Source organism: Chryseobacterium sp. C-71 (assembly GCF_020911865.1).
Taxonomy (GTDB): Bacteria; Bacteroidota; Bacteroidia; order Flavobacteriales; family Weeksellaceae; genus Chryseobacterium.
In genome coordinates this window covers 3,248,679-3,266,662 of sequence record NZ_CP087131.1, presented here as the reverse complement: position 1 = coordinate 3,266,662, position 17,984 = coordinate 3,248,679, and the positions used below count along the sequence as shown (strand labels likewise).

General features: G+C 33.7%; 19 protein-coding genes. 5 read left to right on the top strand and 14 right to left on the bottom strand.

Going from position 1 to position 17,984, the window contains the following annotated elements:
- Nucleotides 1-66: 66 nt before the first annotated feature.
- Nucleotides 67-1,098, bottom strand: a complete 1,032-nt coding sequence (locus LNP04_RS15040; RefSeq protein ID WP_229983728.1) for a lysylphosphatidylglycerol synthase transmembrane domain-containing protein — start codon at nt 1,096-1,098, stop codon at nt 67-69.
- A gap of 3 nt (nt 1,099-1,101) precedes the next feature.
- Entirely contained in the window at nt 1,102-1,452 is a 351-nt protein-coding gene (panD, locus tag LNP04_RS15035) for an aspartate 1-decarboxylase (RefSeq protein WP_129536154.1), read from the bottom strand.
- Nucleotides 1,453-1,850: 398 nt separating this feature from the next.
- Here panD and LNP04_RS15030 point away from each other — a divergent pair, with 398 nt between their 5' ends.
- Nucleotides 1,851-2,141 carry an HU family DNA-binding protein gene (locus LNP04_RS15030; protein ID WP_129536153.1) on the top strand — a complete coding sequence of 97 codons (291 nt, stop codon included), beginning with the start codon at nt 1,851-1,853 and terminating at the stop codon, nt 2,139-2,141.
- A gap of 81 nt (nt 2,142-2,222) precedes the next feature.
- On the opposite strand, the gene pdxH is transcribed toward LNP04_RS15030, so the two are convergent.
- Nucleotides 2,223-2,864 carry a pyridoxamine 5'-phosphate oxidase gene (gene pdxH, locus LNP04_RS15025; protein WP_229983727.1) on the bottom strand — a complete coding sequence of 214 codons (642 nt, stop codon included), beginning with the start codon at nt 2,862-2,864 and terminating at the stop codon, nt 2,223-2,225.
- Nucleotides 2,865-2,888: 24 nt separating this feature from the next.
- On the opposite strand from pdxH, the gene LNP04_RS15020 reads away from it, so the two are divergent.
- Both LNP04_RS15020 and LNP04_RS15015 read left to right on the top strand, forming a co-directional pair.
- Nucleotides 2,889-3,437, top strand: a complete 549-nt coding sequence (locus tag LNP04_RS15020) for a YqgE/AlgH family protein (RefSeq protein ID WP_229983726.1) — start codon at nt 2,889-2,891, stop codon at nt 3,435-3,437.
- A gap of 103 nt (nt 3,438-3,540) precedes the next feature.
- The gene (locus tag LNP04_RS15015; RefSeq protein WP_229983725.1) at nt 3,541-4,119 is read left to right on the top strand and encodes an N-acetylmuramoyl-L-alanine amidase; all 579 of its coding nucleotides are present in this window, start codon (nt 3,541-3,543) and stop codon (nt 4,117-4,119) included.
- 79 nt (nt 4,120-4,198) lie between these two features.
- Here the strand turns inward: LNP04_RS15015 and LNP04_RS15010 are convergent, their stop codons facing one another.
- The 11 genes from LNP04_RS15010 to LNP04_RS14960 all read right to left on the bottom strand — a co-directional run bounded on the left by LNP04_RS15010 (nt 4,199) and on the right by LNP04_RS14960 (nt 16,135).
- Entirely contained in the window at nt 4,199-5,014 is an 816-nt protein-coding gene (locus LNP04_RS15010) for an aminotransferase class IV (protein ID WP_229983724.1), read from the bottom strand.
- 77 nt (nt 5,015-5,091) lie between these two features.
- Entirely contained in the window at nt 5,092-5,478 is a 387-nt protein-coding gene (locus tag LNP04_RS15005; protein ID WP_047444457.1) for an START-like domain-containing protein, read from the bottom strand.
- A 197-nt stretch (nt 5,479-5,675) separates the two neighbouring features.
- A complete protein-coding gene (locus LNP04_RS15000) occupies nt 5,676-6,857 on the bottom strand; it encodes an aspartate aminotransferase family protein (protein WP_229983723.1) in 1,182 nt (393 codons plus the stop codon).
- A gap of 106 nt (nt 6,858-6,963) precedes the next feature.
- The gene (locus LNP04_RS14995; RefSeq protein WP_229983722.1) at nt 6,964-8,703 is read right to left on the bottom strand and encodes an OstA-like protein; all 1,740 of its coding nucleotides are present in this window, start codon (nt 8,701-8,703) and stop codon (nt 6,964-6,966) included.
- A 3-nt stretch (nt 8,704-8,706) separates the two neighbouring features.
- Nucleotides 8,707-9,180 (bottom strand): Fur family transcriptional regulator, encoded by a 474-nt coding sequence (locus LNP04_RS14990; RefSeq protein WP_229983721.1) that lies wholly within the window; start codon nt 9,178-9,180, stop codon nt 8,707-8,709.
- Nucleotides 9,181-9,269: 89 nt separating this feature from the next.
- Entirely contained in the window at nt 9,270-11,252 is a 1,983-nt protein-coding gene (locus LNP04_RS14985) for a KUP/HAK/KT family potassium transporter (RefSeq protein ID WP_229983720.1), read from the bottom strand.
- 108 nt (nt 11,253-11,360) lie between these two features.
- Nucleotides 11,361-12,344 carry a pyruvate dehydrogenase complex E1 component subunit beta gene (locus LNP04_RS14980; RefSeq protein WP_129536145.1) on the bottom strand — a complete coding sequence of 328 codons (984 nt, stop codon included), beginning with the start codon at nt 12,342-12,344 and terminating at the stop codon, nt 11,361-11,363.
- 102 nt (nt 12,345-12,446) lie between these two features.
- Nucleotides 12,447-13,040 carry a hypothetical protein gene (locus LNP04_RS14975; RefSeq protein ID WP_229983719.1) on the bottom strand — a complete coding sequence of 198 codons (594 nt, stop codon included), beginning with the start codon at nt 13,038-13,040 and terminating at the stop codon, nt 12,447-12,449.
- A gap of 1 nt (nt 13,041) precedes the next feature.
- Nucleotides 13,042-13,539 (bottom strand): RNA polymerase sigma factor, encoded by a 498-nt coding sequence (locus LNP04_RS14970; protein ID WP_229983718.1) that lies wholly within the window; start codon nt 13,537-13,539, stop codon nt 13,042-13,044.
- Nucleotides 13,540-13,639: 100 nt separating this feature from the next.
- Nucleotides 13,640-14,056 (bottom strand): DUF2147 domain-containing protein, encoded by a 417-nt coding sequence (locus tag LNP04_RS14965; protein ID WP_229983717.1) that lies wholly within the window; start codon nt 14,054-14,056, stop codon nt 13,640-13,642.
- A gap of 150 nt (nt 14,057-14,206) precedes the next feature.
- Nucleotides 14,207-16,135: an LTA synthase family protein gene (locus LNP04_RS14960; protein WP_229983716.1), complete on the bottom strand. Its 1,929-nt coding sequence runs from the start codon at nt 16,133-16,135 to the stop codon at nt 14,207-14,209.
- 163 nt (nt 16,136-16,298) lie between these two features.
- Here LNP04_RS14960 and LNP04_RS14955 point away from each other — a divergent pair, with 163 nt between their 5' ends.
- Nucleotides 16,299-17,012 carry a phosphatidylcholine/phosphatidylserine synthase gene (locus LNP04_RS14955; RefSeq protein WP_229983715.1) on the top strand — a complete coding sequence of 238 codons (714 nt, stop codon included), beginning with the start codon at nt 16,299-16,301 and terminating at the stop codon, nt 17,010-17,012.
- Nucleotides 17,013-17,106: 94 nt separating this feature from the next.
- Nucleotides 17,107-17,871 carry a 3'-5' exonuclease gene (locus LNP04_RS14950; RefSeq protein WP_229983714.1) on the top strand — a complete coding sequence of 255 codons (765 nt, stop codon included), beginning with the start codon at nt 17,107-17,109 and terminating at the stop codon, nt 17,869-17,871.
- The last annotated feature ends 113 nt before the right edge of the window (nt 17,872-17,984 follow it).

The following is a 17,984-nucleotide window of genomic DNA, read 5'->3' as shown; positions in this document are numbered from 1 at the left end:
TAAAAAAACATTAAAAAAGCCCGATCCATAAGATCCGGCTCTATATTTTATATTAAATTTTAAAACTTATTTGTTGTTAATTTCAGTTTCGGCTGCCAGTTTATTTCTCGCTTTAGCCAAAATAGGAATAGATAATAAGCCCGTCGTCAACATGATTACAATTTGTAAGGGAAGAGAGATAAATGAATAAGTCAATCCCATTTCACCGCCAAATTCTGCACTTTTTCCCATAGAGATAAACAATGCCATGAAACCATATTTCATCGCTAAATTAAAAGCTCCGATACCACCACTCGCCGGAACGATCATTCCTAAAGTTCCCACCACAATGATGAAAAAGCCGTCTGCGATAGTAAAGTCTGAAGTTTCCGGTAAAGCAAAACAAACAAGATAAGCGGCCATGAAATAACAAATCCAGATTCCGATGGTATATAAAATGAATTTTACTTTTTGTTTTAGTTTAAATATGGACGTTAAACCTTGGAGTATCCCATCTATGAAACCTATAATTTTCCCTAAAATCGGAACTGTCGCCAATTTTCTTTTAAACACAAAAAACAAAATCGCTCCTAAAACTAATATGGAGAGTATTAAAATTACCTTATTCGGATTAAATTTAATCCCTGAATTTTCGTAAAATGAAAGGATTGCTTCATATTTAAATATGAAAGTTAGTCCCAAAAACGCCATCATACAAATCAAATCTACTACCCTTTCCAAAATAATTGTTCCGAAAGATTTGTCTACAGGCACTTTTTCAACACCATACAAAGCTGTTGCTCTGGCTACTTCACCACTTCTGGGAATGGTTAAATTCATTAAATAACCAAAGGAAATCGTCCAGAATGCATTAGAACTCGAGATATTATAACCCATTGGTTCCAGTAAAAGATTCCAGCGGACTGCTCTTAGCCAATATGCCAAAACACCGAACACTCCTGCAATGGCTACCCAAAGATAGTTGGCTTTTGCCAAAGATTTCTGCACTTTTTCAAACTCAAACCCCTTGAGAGCAAGCCACAGAAAAAAACCTGCAAACGCAAGCGAAATGACAATCGTAAGGATTGATTTTAAAGAATTGGCTGATTTCTTTTCCATGAATTAGGTAAGCAGGTTAGTTTTCTCATCCGGGAAAACGATTTTTGGCTGAAACTCTCTTGCTTCTTCAGGCGTCATTTGAGCATAGGCAATAATGATAATGATGTCATCACGCTGTACTTTTCTCGCCGCCGGCCCATTCAGACAAACTTCTCCAGACTTTCTCTTACCTTTGATAACGTATGTATCAAAACGTTCTCCGTTGTTTACATTAACGATATAAACTCTCTCTCCCACTACCAATCCTGCCGCATCAATAAGATCTTCGTCTATGGTAATACTTCCGATATAATTAAGGTCTGAAGCCGTAACTCTCACCCTGTGAATCTTCGATTTGAATACTTCTATTAACATGGTGCAAATTTATTAATAATATTTAATAAAATGATTTTAAAATTGATTTAAGAAAGCGCACCATAACTACGTTTGAATTTCGTAGAAATTAATATAATTCATGACTGATTATCAACTTAATAAGCATATCAACAAAAAAATCAAAAGTAAGCATTAAATTTAGGATTTAATAAATACAAAATTCAATGTTAAATTTTCAACAAAGCCAATAAACATAAGTAGTTGGCATGATTTTAGTATCTCGAAACGTAGATTTTTCGTAAAAACTTAAATTATGATATATTGATTAATTTAAGAGTAAATCAAAAAATATCCACAAGTTTTTAGAAAAAATTTGCACAATTTGAAAATTGTTTTATATTTGCTACAATTACTAACTAACTTTTAATATAAAAATTATGAACAAGTCTGAATTAATCGACGCAATCGCAAAAGACGCAGGTATTACTAAAGTTGCAGCTAAAGCTGCTTTAGAGTCTTTTATCTCTAACGTTACAACAACTCTAAAGGCAAAAGACGGAAAAGTGTCTTTAGTAGGATTTGGTACTTTCTCAGTATCTGAGAGAGCTGCAAGACAAGGTATCAACCCTGCAACTAAAAAACCAATCAAAATCGCTGCTAAAACAGTAGCTAAATTTAAGGCTGGTGCTGACTTGGCAACTGCGGTTTCAGGTGTGAAAAAGAAATAATCAATCAGATTATAAAAATGCAAACCTCATCAGAAGATGAGGTTTTTTATTGCGTAAATATTTAATTAGGGATCTCTTTGTTTATGGTGCCAATCGGGAAATTTTCCAGTCTAAATCTTTTAGTGAATAGATGATTCTGTCATGAAGCCTGTTTGGTCTTCCCTGCCAAAACTCAATTTCGTAAGGTTTTGCGATATATCCACCCCAATTTTCAGGTCTTGGAACCTCAGAATTTTCAAATTTTTCTTCTAATTCTTTTAATTTAATTTCTAAAAACGCTCTATTAGGAATCACTTCACTTTGTGGCGAAACTGCTGCACCAAGCTGACTTCCTTTTGGTCTAGAATGAAAATATCCATCGCTCAGATTTTCAGCAATCTTTTCTAAATCAGCTTTAATAATAATTTGTCTTTCTAAACCCGGCCAGAAAAAATGAAGACAGGCTTTGTGCGTTTTTTCAATCGCTTTTCCTTTTCTGCTATCGTAATTGGTATAAAAAATAAAACCTTCGTACGTATATTCTTTAAGCAAAACCATTCTCGTTCTTGGGCAACCATCATCTTCTAAAGTAGAAACCGCCATTGCATTGGCTTCAGTAACTGTAGGATTTGCTGATGCATCTAAAAACCAATCTCTGAATTGCTCAATAGGATTCTCTTTAATCTCACTTTCAATAAGTTGAGATTTTTCGTAGATTTTTCTCTTGTCATGAAGGTTTTCCATAAATAATTTTTATTAAATTTGAGTATGAATTACTCATACAAAGGTAAAATATTAATTTCCACACCTGATATTTCCGGAGATATTTTTTCCAGATCAGTAGTGCTTATCATTGAACATAATGAAAGTTCAGCTTTTGGTTTGATTTTGAATAAGAAAAATTCAAAAATGAGTAACAAATTCAAAAATTTCTTCGACTTTAAAATTGAAGTTTATGATGGCGGTCCTGTAGAAAATGACAAAGTTTTTTTCATCATTAAAGGTAAGAAAGTCAGCGAAAATTATACTGAAATTAATAATGAATTTTATGTAACAGAAGATATAGAGACTGTTATCAGTGCGGTTATCAGCAATGAATTATCAATTGATGATGTTAAAATATTTTCAGGCTATTCCGGTTGGGGAGCTTTGCAGTTGGATAGTGAAATTAAACGTAAATTCTGGACAGTTGTAGATGTTTACAATCTTGATTACACCCTTCCAAATGACCAGACCCTTTGGAAATCTATTATGCAAAACCTTGGCGGTGAGTATCTTTTGTGGGCAAACTCTCCGGAAGACATTTCTTTAAACTAATCATTACTTCACAAAGAAGCGATATACTTTAACAAACTTTTAAGTTATTCTTACATAATTTTTAACATACTTTTCACGTTCTTTGATAAACTAAACCTAGGATATGAAAGCATTTAAATTATTGGTTTTATCTCTTGCATCTGCTGCTATTGTATCGTTCTCACCTACTAATAAGAAAATCATCGTCATTGATGCCGGACATGGCGGAAATGACATGGGCGCAACTTATAACCAGGCCTCAGAAAAGCAAATCGTTTTGGGAGTGGCTTCAAAAATCAAAAATCTAAACAAATCTGAGGATTACGAAATCATCTTGACCAGAGATTCTGATCAATATGCCGATTTGAGTAACAGAACAGCAATGATTAATAAGCTAAATCCCGAAATGGTCATCTCACTTCACATCAACAGAACACCGGGAAGCGAGACCGATAAAAAAGGTCATGAGATTTTCACACAGAATTCTGATGCTTCAAAAGCATTTGCAGAAAAAATTTCAAAAAAATTAGGTTCTTGTAAGATTGAAGAGAAGAATCTTCATATTTTAAGAGAATCAAAATCTCCTGCTGTACTGGTAGAATTGGGATTTATCAACAATAAAGAAGACAGAGATTATCTGAGCAGTGAAGCTGGGCAAAAAGAACTTGCACAGAAATTCATTGAGATCATCAACGAAAAATAAAGTGGAAAAAACACTTTTCTGATTGTATCAGAATAAAACCCGGTAAAGGACGTCATTGTTGTTTACCGGGTTTGTCAATTTAATTTGAAAAACTATTCTTCCAGCCTTCTACCAATATGGTGAAACGAGTATTTTCAAACGTTTTATTTCTAATTTTTCCAACCGAGAAAACTCCTTTCTCGTCAGAGATCATTAATATTTCTTCAGCTTTCTGAGATTCAAAAGCAATGATTTCATGCTCCTGAATATCTGCTAAATTATTTGTATGCAGATAAGTCACAAAGTTCTCAAGCAGAGGCGAAATGTATGCTCCTTCTGAATGCTTTGGAACTTTAATAATATTTCCTTCCAGAAAAAGTAAATTTCCTGAAGTAGAACGGGCAATTCTCTTATTTGGATTTAAAAGAATGACATCATCTAAATCATTTTCCTGCGCATAAATCCCTGCATAGATATTCTCCGGACAATGAACTCTGATGTTGCTCAGAAGATTATTATTAACGTTGATTTCTTTAATTAAATCTAATTCTAAAGGACGCTGATGCACATTCAGAATATCATCCATCTCATCAACCTCAAAGAAATAAGAAATGGTAGATTTTGATAAGGTAATTCCATCAGAATTTCTGTACACCAGAAAATTAATGATTCCGTTTTTCACAGCTTTTTCCTGAATTACTTTTTCGTTAAAAAGATTCTGAAAAAACTCCAAAGTATAGGTTAGAGGAATATTCATCCTCATTTTTCGCATAGAAGCCATCAGGAAGAAATAGCATTCTTCATCCATAATAAGCTTGGAATTTCTTATAAAAAATGAAACTTTCACAGCATCTCCCAAAAGAAACGCTCTGTTTTTCAGCTCGAGCTCTTCTGAAGTAAAATATGTATTTTGCAAAATATGATTGTTTATAAAAAAATAATGAACGATAAATCGTTCATCAGTTTTACCATTAAGTCAGCACCGCTTATGAATTAAGCAGCACCTAATTTTATTCTAAGGTTTTCGATTAGATTCTCCCAGTACAAAGCATTTTCTTCTTCGTCACCTTCTTCACAGAAATCTGTAATATTAAGAGCTAAATCTTCTGTAATATCGTCAATTGTGATGGTCATTTCAAAGAAGTTTTTGGTACCTTCATCTTCTTCCCATCTGAAACGTACGAAACCTTCAGGTTTATATCTGATCAAAGTTGCTTTTTCTTCAGAACCTCCACCCCAACTAAAATAGAAATCGTCACCTTTCTCTATCACATCATCTGCAAACCACTCGGATAACCCCTCAGCACTAGCCAAATATTCATACAAAATCTCTGAAAGACAATGCATTGGGAATTCGTAATGGACTTTATGTTTCGCCATATAACTTATTTTTAACGTCACGCAATATATAAATTAATTTTTTTATTACACAAAAAACTAAACAGATTTTTATGCAATATGAATGATATTTATCAGAAAAATTAATAAAAGTTTTCGTGATTTATTTTTTGTTTTTCATTTTGAAGCAATAAAAGACAAAACCTCTTCATTATGAGAGGTTTATTTTTAAGTTTTTATTAATTTTCATTTTCATTTAGTACGTCAAGAATAATCTTACAGCCTTCAGCAATTTCATCTTTTGAAATCGTCAGTGGCGGTGAAATTCTTAAATATTCGTTTCTGTACAATTGCCAAAATACAATCAAGCCTTTCTCCATACATCTTTTGGCTACATCTAATGTGTAATCGGGAGTACCGAGGTTGACCGCTAGCATTAAACCTTTTCCGTTGATATTTTTGATTTTCGGATGTACTAGAAGTTTTCTGAATAGCTCTTCTTTTTCTGCTACTTCATTCATCAGTCCGCTTTCTAAAACTTCTTTTAAAGTTGCGTGAGAAGCTGCTGCAATTAACGGGTTTCCTCCGAATGTGGTAATATGACCTAATTTTGGTGAATGAGATAATGTTTCCATTATTTTTTTTGAACTCATAAAGGCTCCCACAGGAACTCCGCCACCCATTCCTTTTCCCATGACCAAGATATCAGGAACGATACCGAAATGTTCGAATGAAAATAGTTTTCCTGTTCTTCCGAAGCCGGGTTGTATTTCATCTAAAATTAAAAGTGCACCGACGTCTTCGCATCTCTTTTTTAGTTTAATTAAATAATCATCGTTCGGCACTAAAAAACCGGCTGCTCCCTGAATGGTTTCGAGGATTACGCAAGCTGTTTTTTCTGTGATGTTATCGAAGTCATTTTCATTATTAAATTCAATGAAAGAAACCATTGGCAATAATGGGCGGAATTCTCTTTTGTGAAACTCGTTTCCGGAAACGCTCAAGGCTCCATGTGTATTGCCGTGGTAAGAATTTTTAAAGGATACGATTTCTTCTCTTCCGGTGTATCTTTTGGCCAATTTTAAACTTCCGTCGATGGCTTCAGCGCCGCTGTTGACCAAATAGGTAATTTCTAATGGATCTGGTGTTGCTTCTGCCAATAATCTGCATAACTCAACCGGCTTCTCTTGAGCATACTCTCCATACACCATGACGTGAAGATATTTGTCTGCCTGCTCTTTGATGGCATTGACGATTTTTGGATGAGAATGCCCCAATGTATTTGCTGAAACTCCTGCCACGAAGTCAAGATACTCTCTGCCGTCTTTCCCGAAGATGTATGACCCTTCTGCTTTTTCTACTTCAAAACCTGCTGCAAACTGCGTGGTCTGTGCCTGATATTTAAAAAAATCTTGTTGCATTTTTATGGATGAAAAATTTAGGCAAAGCTAAAGAAGATTCGTTGAATTTTAAAGCTAATGAACAAGAAAAAAGACTAGCTTAAAAAACTAGTCTTTACATTTTAAATTATTTTCTAACCCTTTTCGGTTTTTTCGCTTCTTCTGCGGCTTTTGCTTTATCGATAACTTCCTGAGCCTGATTAAAGAGTTCATCGCCTGATTCGTATTTTATCTCTTCATAATTTGGAGAATCTACGAGGATGTCCTGCCATTTTTTGATGCGGTCTTTGGTATTCCAGTTGAAGTCGGGGAACTTCTTTCTGTCGGGACCAATTTTACTCATCGGATATAGGGTAGATTGAACTCCTATGCTGCAAGAGAGAATCTGCATTATCTGATCTTCAAAATTTGCATGGATGATTCCGCAAGATGAAAGCCTGATTCCTATTCTTTCTTTTTCTTTGGTTTTCTCGTTGACGTCATCAGCGTACGCGATGTATTGTGCGTTTCCGATTACTTTTACCTCCTTAATGTCTTTTCCTTGGTAATAAACGGTCATCAACTTACCTTTCACCTGATTAAACTCATCTTTCATATTCAGAGAGTCAACTTTGCTGATTGCATAGCCGTTTCCGATGACTTTCAGAGAGTCTATGTTTTCGGTTTCAGTATTAAAATAAGCTTCCACTTTATCTCCTGTCACCTGCTTTTCTCCGCTCCATAAGATTGGATTGGTGTACATGTGCAACACACCATCGGTTTCGTTGAATGCGATAGAATCTGCTCTTCCCTGAGCGTTAGATTTGTAAATTCTTGCTTTTCTAAAAGCTCGTAAATAGCTTTTTTTAACGTTGGCTGAATCTAATTTCTGGTATGAAAGTATCTTCTCCGAAGCGAAATAGATAGAATCTTTTTCAAGAATTTTCACTGCATAAGGCCCTTTGGTCATCATGGCAGAATCTTTCTTTTCGAATATTTCTCCATAACCGCCTTTCAGATATCTTTTTTCTAAAGGATCATCTAACGTTACATTTCCCGTCGCTGTACCAAAACCGCTGAGCTGGTTGTAATACATTGCATCTCCAGTAAGAATTTTATCGTTGTAATAAATCCTTGAATTTTTATTCAGGAAAGATTCTTTCGTATTCAGATTGTGCGTTCCTCTTTCTGTAAAGATTCTGTTTTTAGGATTTTTTCTGTTGGTAATTGTAGTTGGACCGTTGATGTCAACAATGTTGGTGTTTTGATTTTGGACTACATTAATACCATCTAAAATATAATCTTTATCCTCAATCCTTACATTGTCCGTCAGATTGATCGTTCGGTTGGTCAGATTATATGTAGCAGACTTCGAATAAGTAGTACTTTTTCCATCATTGATCGTTCCTCCGGTGTTGTAATAGGCAAGATTTGAAACTCTGTCATAGTACATCGTTTCAGTTTTAATCACTGTACCTTTTGGATCATTCAGAACCACATTTTTTCTGGCTATACCTTTTTGAGAATTTCCATCGTACTCCATTTCTGACGCAGTGATTACTGAGCCGTCCGGATTTTGAAGTTTGGTATTTCCAATTGCTTTAACGAAGTTTTCTGCTTCATACACAATTACTTCGTCCGCATACAATATAGAACCCTGATGTTCCAGCACAACATTTCCTTTAAAAAACTGGTTACCATCGTACTTCAGAGGATCTTTTGAAATCTCATCAGCATGCTTGATGTTGATTTTATTGTTTGTATTCGATTTCTGTGGCTGATTTTTTACCGAATTCTGTAAAAACGGATCTCTTTGCACAAGCTTAGGTTTGTCTTGCGCAAAAGTGAAAGTAGAAAATAAGAGGAATAGAAAGAAGAATATTCTCATCGACTAGTCATTCTTTTTACCATAAAAATACAGCGAATGAGAATCTATTCTTACGCCAAAAGCTTCTTCAATTGCTTCTTTAATACCCTGAATTCTAGGGTCGCAAAACTCAATAATCTCTTCAATTTCCTTATCTGAATCTTTTTTGTAAATCACCAAATGGTCATGCTGCTTATCAAAATATGATTTCTCATAAGACGAAGAAGTCAATGTTTTTTCACCAAACTGATGTTTACGGATCAATCCTGCATCCAGAAAGATCTCTATGGTGTTGTAGATCGTAGCTTTAGAAACATGATATTTCTTCTGCATCATCAAAAGATACAGGTCATCTACATTGAAGTGATGATCCATACTATAGATTTCCTCTAAAATAGTGTATCGTTCAGGTGTGTTACGAAAGCCTTTCTCTAAAAGGTAATTTCTTAAAACATCTTTTATTAAAGTAATATTTTTTTCTTTTTGTAAAGTATCCATCAAAAAATTTATACTACAAATTTATCGATTTTTATTTAAATACAATATACCACTTCAGAGAGTATATCGCTGATATTCTAAAAATTATATCACTTAAAATTAGACTGCTGAATCCTGTTTGCAGAAATGGTCTCTTCAGTCAAAGGTGCCGATTCTACTTCTACGTTGTGCATCGTAACTCCCCAGGCTTTAAAATCATCACTACCGATATACTTTACAAAGTTGTATAAACTCAGGGTAATTTTCTGTTTTACCGTTAAAAGAATATCGTTGATATAGGTATTGTCTATGACAACATATTTCAGATCCGGTGGAATATTGTGCGCTCTCAGTGATGGATGACTGCTTCGTGAAGGAATTGTACCTTCTGCCATCAAATCTTTCAAAACCATACTGAAATAATCGTTAATTCTTCTGTCAACTTTAAATCCTAAGAGAAAATTCACTTTATAAATTGTTCCCGGCAAAATTTCCTCGACTGTATATTTGAAAGTGTATGGGTCTTCTTGATTGATTATGCTCAATATAAAGTAATGATCTGCCCTTTTGGGCTGCTTTTTAATGATAGAATAAATAATCTTTGATTCTATCTCATCATTGTACTTTGCTCTGCTCAGATAAGCGAGGTTGGTACAGTATTTTGGTATCGTCTCATCTAGTTTCATGTCTTTGATGATAGAAACATATTTACTTATTTTAACAAAATTGATGAATTTAGCTTTTATCTGTCTTCCATTATACCAAGAGTACATACACACTCCTATAAAGCCAGCCAGAACCACTGTGATCCAACCTCCATCAAAGAACTTAATAATGTTGGCGCTAAAAAACCCAATCTCAATCGCTCCATACACTAAGAAAAAACTTAGAATTAGAAGTTTATTCACTCTTTTCTTAAGCAACCAGAATGTGAGCAAAATAGTTGTCATAAACATCGTTACCGTAATGGAAAGACCGTATGCTGCTTCCATTTTGTGAGATTCTTTAAAATGTAAAACGACGATGATACAGAATAACAATAATCCCCAATTTATTCTTGGGATATACATTTGGCCTTTTACACCGGAAGGATAATCAATTTTTTGATTTGGCCATAAATTAAGCGACATTGCTTCTGAAAAGATGGTAAAAGAACCTGTGATTAATGCCTGAGAAGCAATAATTGCAGCTGCTGTTGCTAACACAACTCCTGGTAAAATCATCCATTCCGGCATAATTCCAAAGAAAGGATTTACGCCGTTCCCTTGTACAACTTGATAATTTTTTAATAACCATGCGCCCTGTCCAAGATAATTTAATATTAGCATTACTTTCACAAAGATCCAGCTTATTCTGATATTTTTAGCTCCACAATGCCCCAAATCCGAGTATAAAGCTTCAGCTCCTGTAGTACATAAAAAAACAGCTCCCAAAATAATGATTGCGCTTGGAGAGTCTGCAATTAGTTTATATGCATAATATGGATTAAAAGATTTAAGTATAGAAAAATCCTGAAACAAATGTAAACAACCTAAACCACCTAAGACCAGAAACCAAACAACCATCACCGGCCCAAAAAACTTGCCTATGAAAGAAGTTCCAAACTGCTGAACTACAAAAATAACAACCAAAATACCACAAGTAATCAGCACAACAGGAGTATGAGGATTGTAAATTTCTAAACCTTCAATGGCAGACATTACGGTAAGTGAAGGTGTAATGACACCATCAGCTACCAAAGCAGATGCCCCTATGATAGCGATTAAATACAGCCAGCGTTTTTTAAGATTTTTAATTAATGAAAAGAGAGCTAAAATACCACCTTCACCTTTATTATCTGCACGAAGCGCAATGATTACATATTTTAGTGTGGTTTGAAGTGTTAAAGTCCAGATAATGCACGATAAAGCACCTTCTATATATTGGTCAAAAGGCATCGTTGCCCCTGCTTCTCTCGCACTCACAATCGCTTTCATTACGTAAAGCGGTGAGGTACCAATATCACCGAAAACAATTCCGAGTGAAACAAGAACTCCCACAAATGAAAGTTTTTTAAGGTCTATATGATGACCTCCTTCTGTAACTTCTGCCATGTCAGCTAATTATTTTTTGAAAGCGCAAATGTATACTAAATTTATGACCCTCAGCTCAAATAGTGATGCATTGTATAAATGAAAAAACTTCCTTTCGGAAGTTTTTTTCTATGACTTAACGTACATTGCTTTTTTGATTTCTTCTTTTACTTTTTCAAGTTTCGGGAACCAATCCGCAAATAATGCTGCTGAATAAGGTGCAGGAGCATCCGGAGTCGTAATTCTCTTAATTGGAGCATCTAGATAATCAAATGCTTTTTGCTGTACCATATAAGTGATCTCTGAAGATACAGAACCAAATGGCCAAGCTTCTTCTAAAATAACCAATCTGTTTGTTTTCTTCACTGAAGCTAAAACAGTATCGAAATCTAAAGGACGAACCGTTCTTAAGTCGATTACTTCAACAGAAATACCTTCTTTAGCCATATCTTCAGCGGCCTGAATGGCTAATTTCATGATTTTTCCGAAAGAAACCAAAGTTACATCTGTACCTTCTCTTTTTATTTCAGCTTTTCCTATTGGTAAATAATATTCTTCTTCAGGAATTTCCATTTTGTCTCCGTACATCTGCTCAGATTCCATGAAAATTACCGGATCGTTATCCTGAATTGCAGTTTTTAATAATCCTTTCGCATCATAAGGATTCGAAGGAACTACTACTTTAAGACCAGGAATGTTTGCATACCAGTTTTCAAATGCCTGAGAGTGCGTTGCCCCCAACTGACCTGCAGAAGCTGTAGGGCCACGGAAAACAATCGGACAGTTCCACTGGCCACCACTCATCTGACGGATTTTTGCCGCGTTGTTGATGATCTGATCGATCCCAACAAGGGCAAAGTTGAACGTCATATATTCTACAATTGGTCTGTTACCATTCATTGCAGCACCCACGGCGATACCTGTAAAACCAAGTTCTGCAATAGGTGTATCGATTACACGTTTAGCACCAAACTCGTCCAACATTCCTTTAGAAGCTTTGTATGCACCGTTATATTCTGCTACTTCTTCTCCCATTAGAAAAATGGATTCGTCTTTACGCATTTCCTCGCTCATTGCCTGCGCAATCACTTCACGAAAAGTATATTCTGCCATATTTATTTGAAAAATTTAGAGTACAAAAATAGTAATTATTTATTATTTACGTCACAAAAAAGACAACTCATTGAAGAAACGCTTTCATTAATCTTCAAGATATTAAGATTTGTTTAATTCTTGATAATTGTTTTTGAGATTAACCAAAATTTTACCATAGGTATTTTTATAAATCCAATACAAGAAAAACACAACCATAATCAATGCAATTGCAAAAGCAATATAATTAATTAATCCAGGAGTTAAAGAATCAGGATTGGTTGCATTAAAAGTTCCGTTTCTTTTTCCATCTAGATAACCTGCCATAAAATCCTGTGTATTATGTTTAAAATTAATAATATTACCTACAACAATCACTAAAAATGAAATTAGGGCGTAGCCCAAAACCATTTTTCTTAAATTTAAAATATTCCTCATCAATGAAATAGAATTTTGACTAACCCTTATTTTTTTGAATGAATAAATAATTAAAATAAAAAACACAGTAAATAATCCAATCCTTAAATAAGGAAACTCACTGTCTATATAACCAATTATAAACCATAAAATCACTTCTATCAAGCCAATTATAAGTAAATTTTGGGTAACAGAAATAGATTTTTCTTTAATCATTGAATATATTTCTGTTGTAGAGTAGTTTTTAAATTCATTTTTGTTTTTACTCCAATCTTCTTTTAAAAGTTCTAATTCATCCATCTTATTTTGCATTTATTTTTGATTTTAAATTATTCTTAGCCCTATTCATTTTCACTCTTGCGTTTCCTTCTGTAATTCCCAAAATATCACCTATTTCTTTAAAAGGTTTATTGTCAAGATACATCATGATTAATGCTTTTTCAATATCAGATAAGATATAAATGTGCTCATACATTTCTTTGAGTTTATATTCATCATCTTCATAAGTTTCTTCTTTTATTTTTAAAGACGCAACATTGACATCAACTTGCTGGAATTGATGTTTTTTAGGTTTCTTAGATAATGTCATTGCTGTATTTAAAGCCACCTGATACATCCAGGTAGAAAATTTAGATTCGCCTCTGAAACCTGAGTAAGATTTCCACAGTTGTATCGTTATTTCCTGAAAAAGATCTTCATGATCTTCAGAATTATTTGTATAAATCCTACATATTTTATGTACAATTCTTTGATTCTCTTTAAAAACATCAATAAATTTTTTCTCCAAATCTGAACTCATACTTTATATGTATAAAATTTTATTTTTCGTTACAGATAATTATATAAAAAAAGACAACTCATTGCTGAGTTGCCCTATAATTAATATTCTTTTAAACTGATTAATCGACTTTATGCCAAGTTTGAGTTTTCATTGCAATTCCCATGACAAGAGCCTTCACTTTAAGCGTGTTGCCTTCTCTCACTATTTCCGTCTTATAACTTTTACCATCTTTTGGGTTGGTAATTGTTCCGCCTCCAAATTCGTTACCATCTTTTGACAGTCCTCTGATGATTTCTAAGCCCAATAGTGGTTTGTTTTTACGATCATCTTTACATTTTACACAGTTATTGTTTTCTGGTTTTATCAAAAGCTGTACAATTTTACCGTAGTATTTACCGTCGCTTTTTTTAAATACTTCAACAATAGATTTAGGTTTTCCGGTTTCGTCATCAATTGTTTTCCATTTTCCTTCGATTTGTGCAAACGACATGACACTGAATAGAGAAAGTACAAATGTTGCTAATAATTTTTTCATTATAATTAAGTTTAATTTTATTTATAGATTGTTTAAATGTTGATTAGTTAAAAATAGAAATAAATTTTAAATAGGCAACAATTTTTATTATCCTTTGCATACATTACAATAGAGAGACCATTTTTTAAAATTAAACAGTTTAAAAAAAAATCAATTCAGCTTTCTATTCATCACTCTGTTCATATAGTCCTGATACCAGGCTTTTGCGATGAGTTTTCCTTTTTCGATTTCCGGAGTTTTTAATTTATCGTTTAAATTATTCTCAAATCCTAAATCACTTTTAGCATAAATTCCGGTGATTTCTTTTCCGTCAAAACGATAAATGTAATTTCCAATGATAAACTGCTCCGAAGAACCGTCTGAATTCACAATCAGGGCAGGATATTTTTTCTCACTTAACAAACTTCTTCCCCAGCTTCTTATTTTTTTATTATATCCTATTAAATCTGCTAAAGTCGGATAAATATCAATCTGTTGCGCCACTTCATTATTCACACCTTTTAAATTAAATTTCGGGTTGGGTGAGTAAAAAATCAACGGCACGGCAAAACGGTTCATCGCTTTTTCATATTCAGGATAATAAATCTGATTGGGATGATCTCCCGTAAAAACGAATATGGTGTTATTGAACCAAGGTTGTTTTTTAGCAGTTTCAAAATACTTTTTAATTGAATAATCTGTGTACTGCATTGGCTCATGCATTTCTACATTTCCTTTTTTGAATTTGCCGTTATATTTCTCAGGAATTTTAAATGGATGATGTGATGAAGCGGTAAACACTGTTGCCATAAAAGGTTTTGTTTTTCCTACATTTTTAGCAAAATATTGCAGGAACGGTTCGTCCCAGATTGCCCACATTCCGTCGAAATCTTCATTGTGATTGTATTCGTCTTTGCCGAAATAATGTTTAAACCCAAGAATATTTCCAAAGCCTAAAAATCCCATCGAACCATTCGGAGCACCGTGATAAAACGATGTATCGTAACCCATATCGTTACAAACTGACACAATCGACTGAATTTTCTGATTAGAATATGGCGAACTCGTAAAAGCATCCGTCAGACTAGGAATTCCTGCTAGAATACTGCTCATCCCGTGAATCGACTGTCTTCCGTTCGCAAAAGTGTTTGGAAAGATTAAACTTTCATTCGCCAGACTGTCGATAAAAGGCGTGTAAGAAACGTAATCTTTAATGTTTTTGTCTTTATTAAATGCTCCTGAATATTCTCTCCCGAAAGATTCTACAATAAAAATAACAACGTTGGGCTTATCCTGAACCTGTCTGTCGTAAATTTTGTAGGGCTGAATATTTTCGTCGATAAATTTCTCATCCACAAAATGAACCTCTTTAAAATTATTAGTCCCCAAGGTTCTGAAAAACGAGAACGTACTGTTCAGAACGACATTTCCCTGAAGCGGAGTTTTCACAAATTTGTTGGCATCAACCAGATTGATTGGTCTTGTACTGTGTTTGAAATCTCCACGAATTCCACCAACAATCAAAACTGCAGAAAGGCAAATTGTAACCACAGAAAGAATGAAATAAGGAATCAGTTTTGAAGGTTTTCTCTCCTGAATTTTAAATCTTTTATAAAGGAAAACCCACAAAGCCATCAATGCAATGAACCAAAAAATCACAAACGGATGTTCTTTTGTGGAAACTGTAAATACTTTTAAAATATTCGTTTCATGTTTTGCGACCTGAAAAGCTGCAGAAGTCAATCTTGTCTGCGAAAATTTATAATAAATAAAATCTCCGAAATTCATCGAATACGCAATTCCGTTGGTGATAAAATACAGCCAGAAAAGAACTTTCTGATAGACTTTTTTTGTATTAATTATAATCGGAATCAAACTCAACAAAATAAACAGTGAGTTGACATACAAAATCGCCGTAAGATCAAACGCTATCCCATGAAAAGCGAGACTGAGATAATCTGCTACACCATCTATTTTTATTAAATCTTTATTGAAAAACCAAAACAGAAATCTGGCAAACTGATAAAAAATAAAAGCCAAAAAAATCCTGTAACATAAAATCAGGACTTCTTGTTTTCTAAATTCTTTAAAAAATTTCATTTATACTATCATGTTTTAAAGGTCAAAATGTAATCGTAGGCTATGAAATATCATTTTTCCATGCCGATTTTCAAGATGCAAATTTAAGTTAAATTCACAGTATTGTAATTTTTAGTTCATATTAATTAAGGTTAAAATTTTTAAAAAATGTAATTTTGCTTCCATGAATTTCATAAAGAACAATCTCGCAAATGCCATCACACTCGGGAATTTATTTTCAGGCTGCGTCGGAGCTGTACATTTGATTATTGGCGATTATCAGACGACTGCGATCTGTATTATTTTGTCTTTGATACTCGATTTTTTCGACGGATTTGTAGCGAGAGCTTTGAAAGCGAATTCCAATTTGGGAACTCAGCTCGATTCTTTGGCAGATATGGTAAGCTTTGGATTGATTCCCGGTTTGGCAATGTTTAAAATGCTTGAACCTTTCGGAAATGAACTCTTTGGAATGACACTTCCATTCGAAATAAAATATTTAGGATTTTTTATCACGCTTTTTTCTTGTTTAAGATTAGCGATTTTTAATTTAGATGAAGACCAGAAATATTATTTTAAAGGATTAAATACTCCAAGTAATACTATTTTGATTTTCGGATTGTATTATGCTTTCAAAGAAACTCAAAATTTTAGTTTTCTTTTTGAAAATGGAATTTATTTATTAATTCTGACAGCCATTTCGTCATGGATTCTTATCAGCCCAATTAAGATGATTGCAATGAAATTCAAGTCAATGAAACTGCAGGATAATTATCCGAAATTAGCCTTGTTGATTGGTGCAGTTCTTATTTTAATTATATTTAAGACTGCCGGAATTCCGTTGATGATTTTATATTATATCTTAATTTCATTAATCTTTCAGAAACATTTAAAATAAAGATTCAACGTTAGTACACTCAACCTTGTCAAGGTTTTGAACCTTGACAAGGTGAAAATTTAAACAAAAACAATTTTATACTTGCAAATAAAAAATGAATTTAAAACTACATAAACCGCTTTGTGTTTTCGATCTTGAAACAACCGGAACAAACGTTGGGAAAGACCGAATTGTTGAAATCTGTATTTTAAAAGTAAATCCTGATTCTTCGAGAGAAAGTAAAACATGGAGAGTAAATCCTGAAATGCCGATTCCTGTTTCGTCAAGCGAGATTCACGGCATTTATGATGAAGACATTAAAGATGCGCCGACTTTCAAAGAAATTGCTCCGAAAATTGTTGAAATGATTACAGGAACGGACTTGGGAGGTTTTAATTCAAACCGATTCGATGTGCCTTTGCTGGCTGAAGAGTTGCTTCGTGCAGATTTCGATTTTGATTTGAGTAAATTTAAATTAGTCGATGCACAAACGATTTTCCATAAAAAAGAACCAAGAAATTTAGGTGCAGCGTATCAATTTTACTGTGGAAAAACTTTAGAAAATGCGCATTCTGCTGAAGCTGATGTTTTGGCAACGTTTGAAGTTTTGGATGCTCAAGTTGGAAAATACGATGATATTTCTAATGAAGTTGCTGAGCTGAGTGAATTTTCTACTCAGAATAAATTTGCCGATTTAGCCGGAATGATACATTACAATGCAAAAGACCAGGAGATTTTTGCTTTCGGAAAATATAAAGGACAAGTTGTGAAAGAAGTTTTCCAGAAAGACATGGGATATTTCGGATGGTTACAAAACGCTGATTTTCCTTTGTACACAAAAAAAGTTTTCACAAAAATTCAGCTTTCAAGTAAGTTTTAATTTTTTTTAACCAAAAAGCGATAAAGATTTTAATTCATTTTTAATAAACCTTTGTTTCTTTTCTAGTAAAAACTTTTTAATTGTCTATAAGGTATGAAAATTGGAGTTATAAA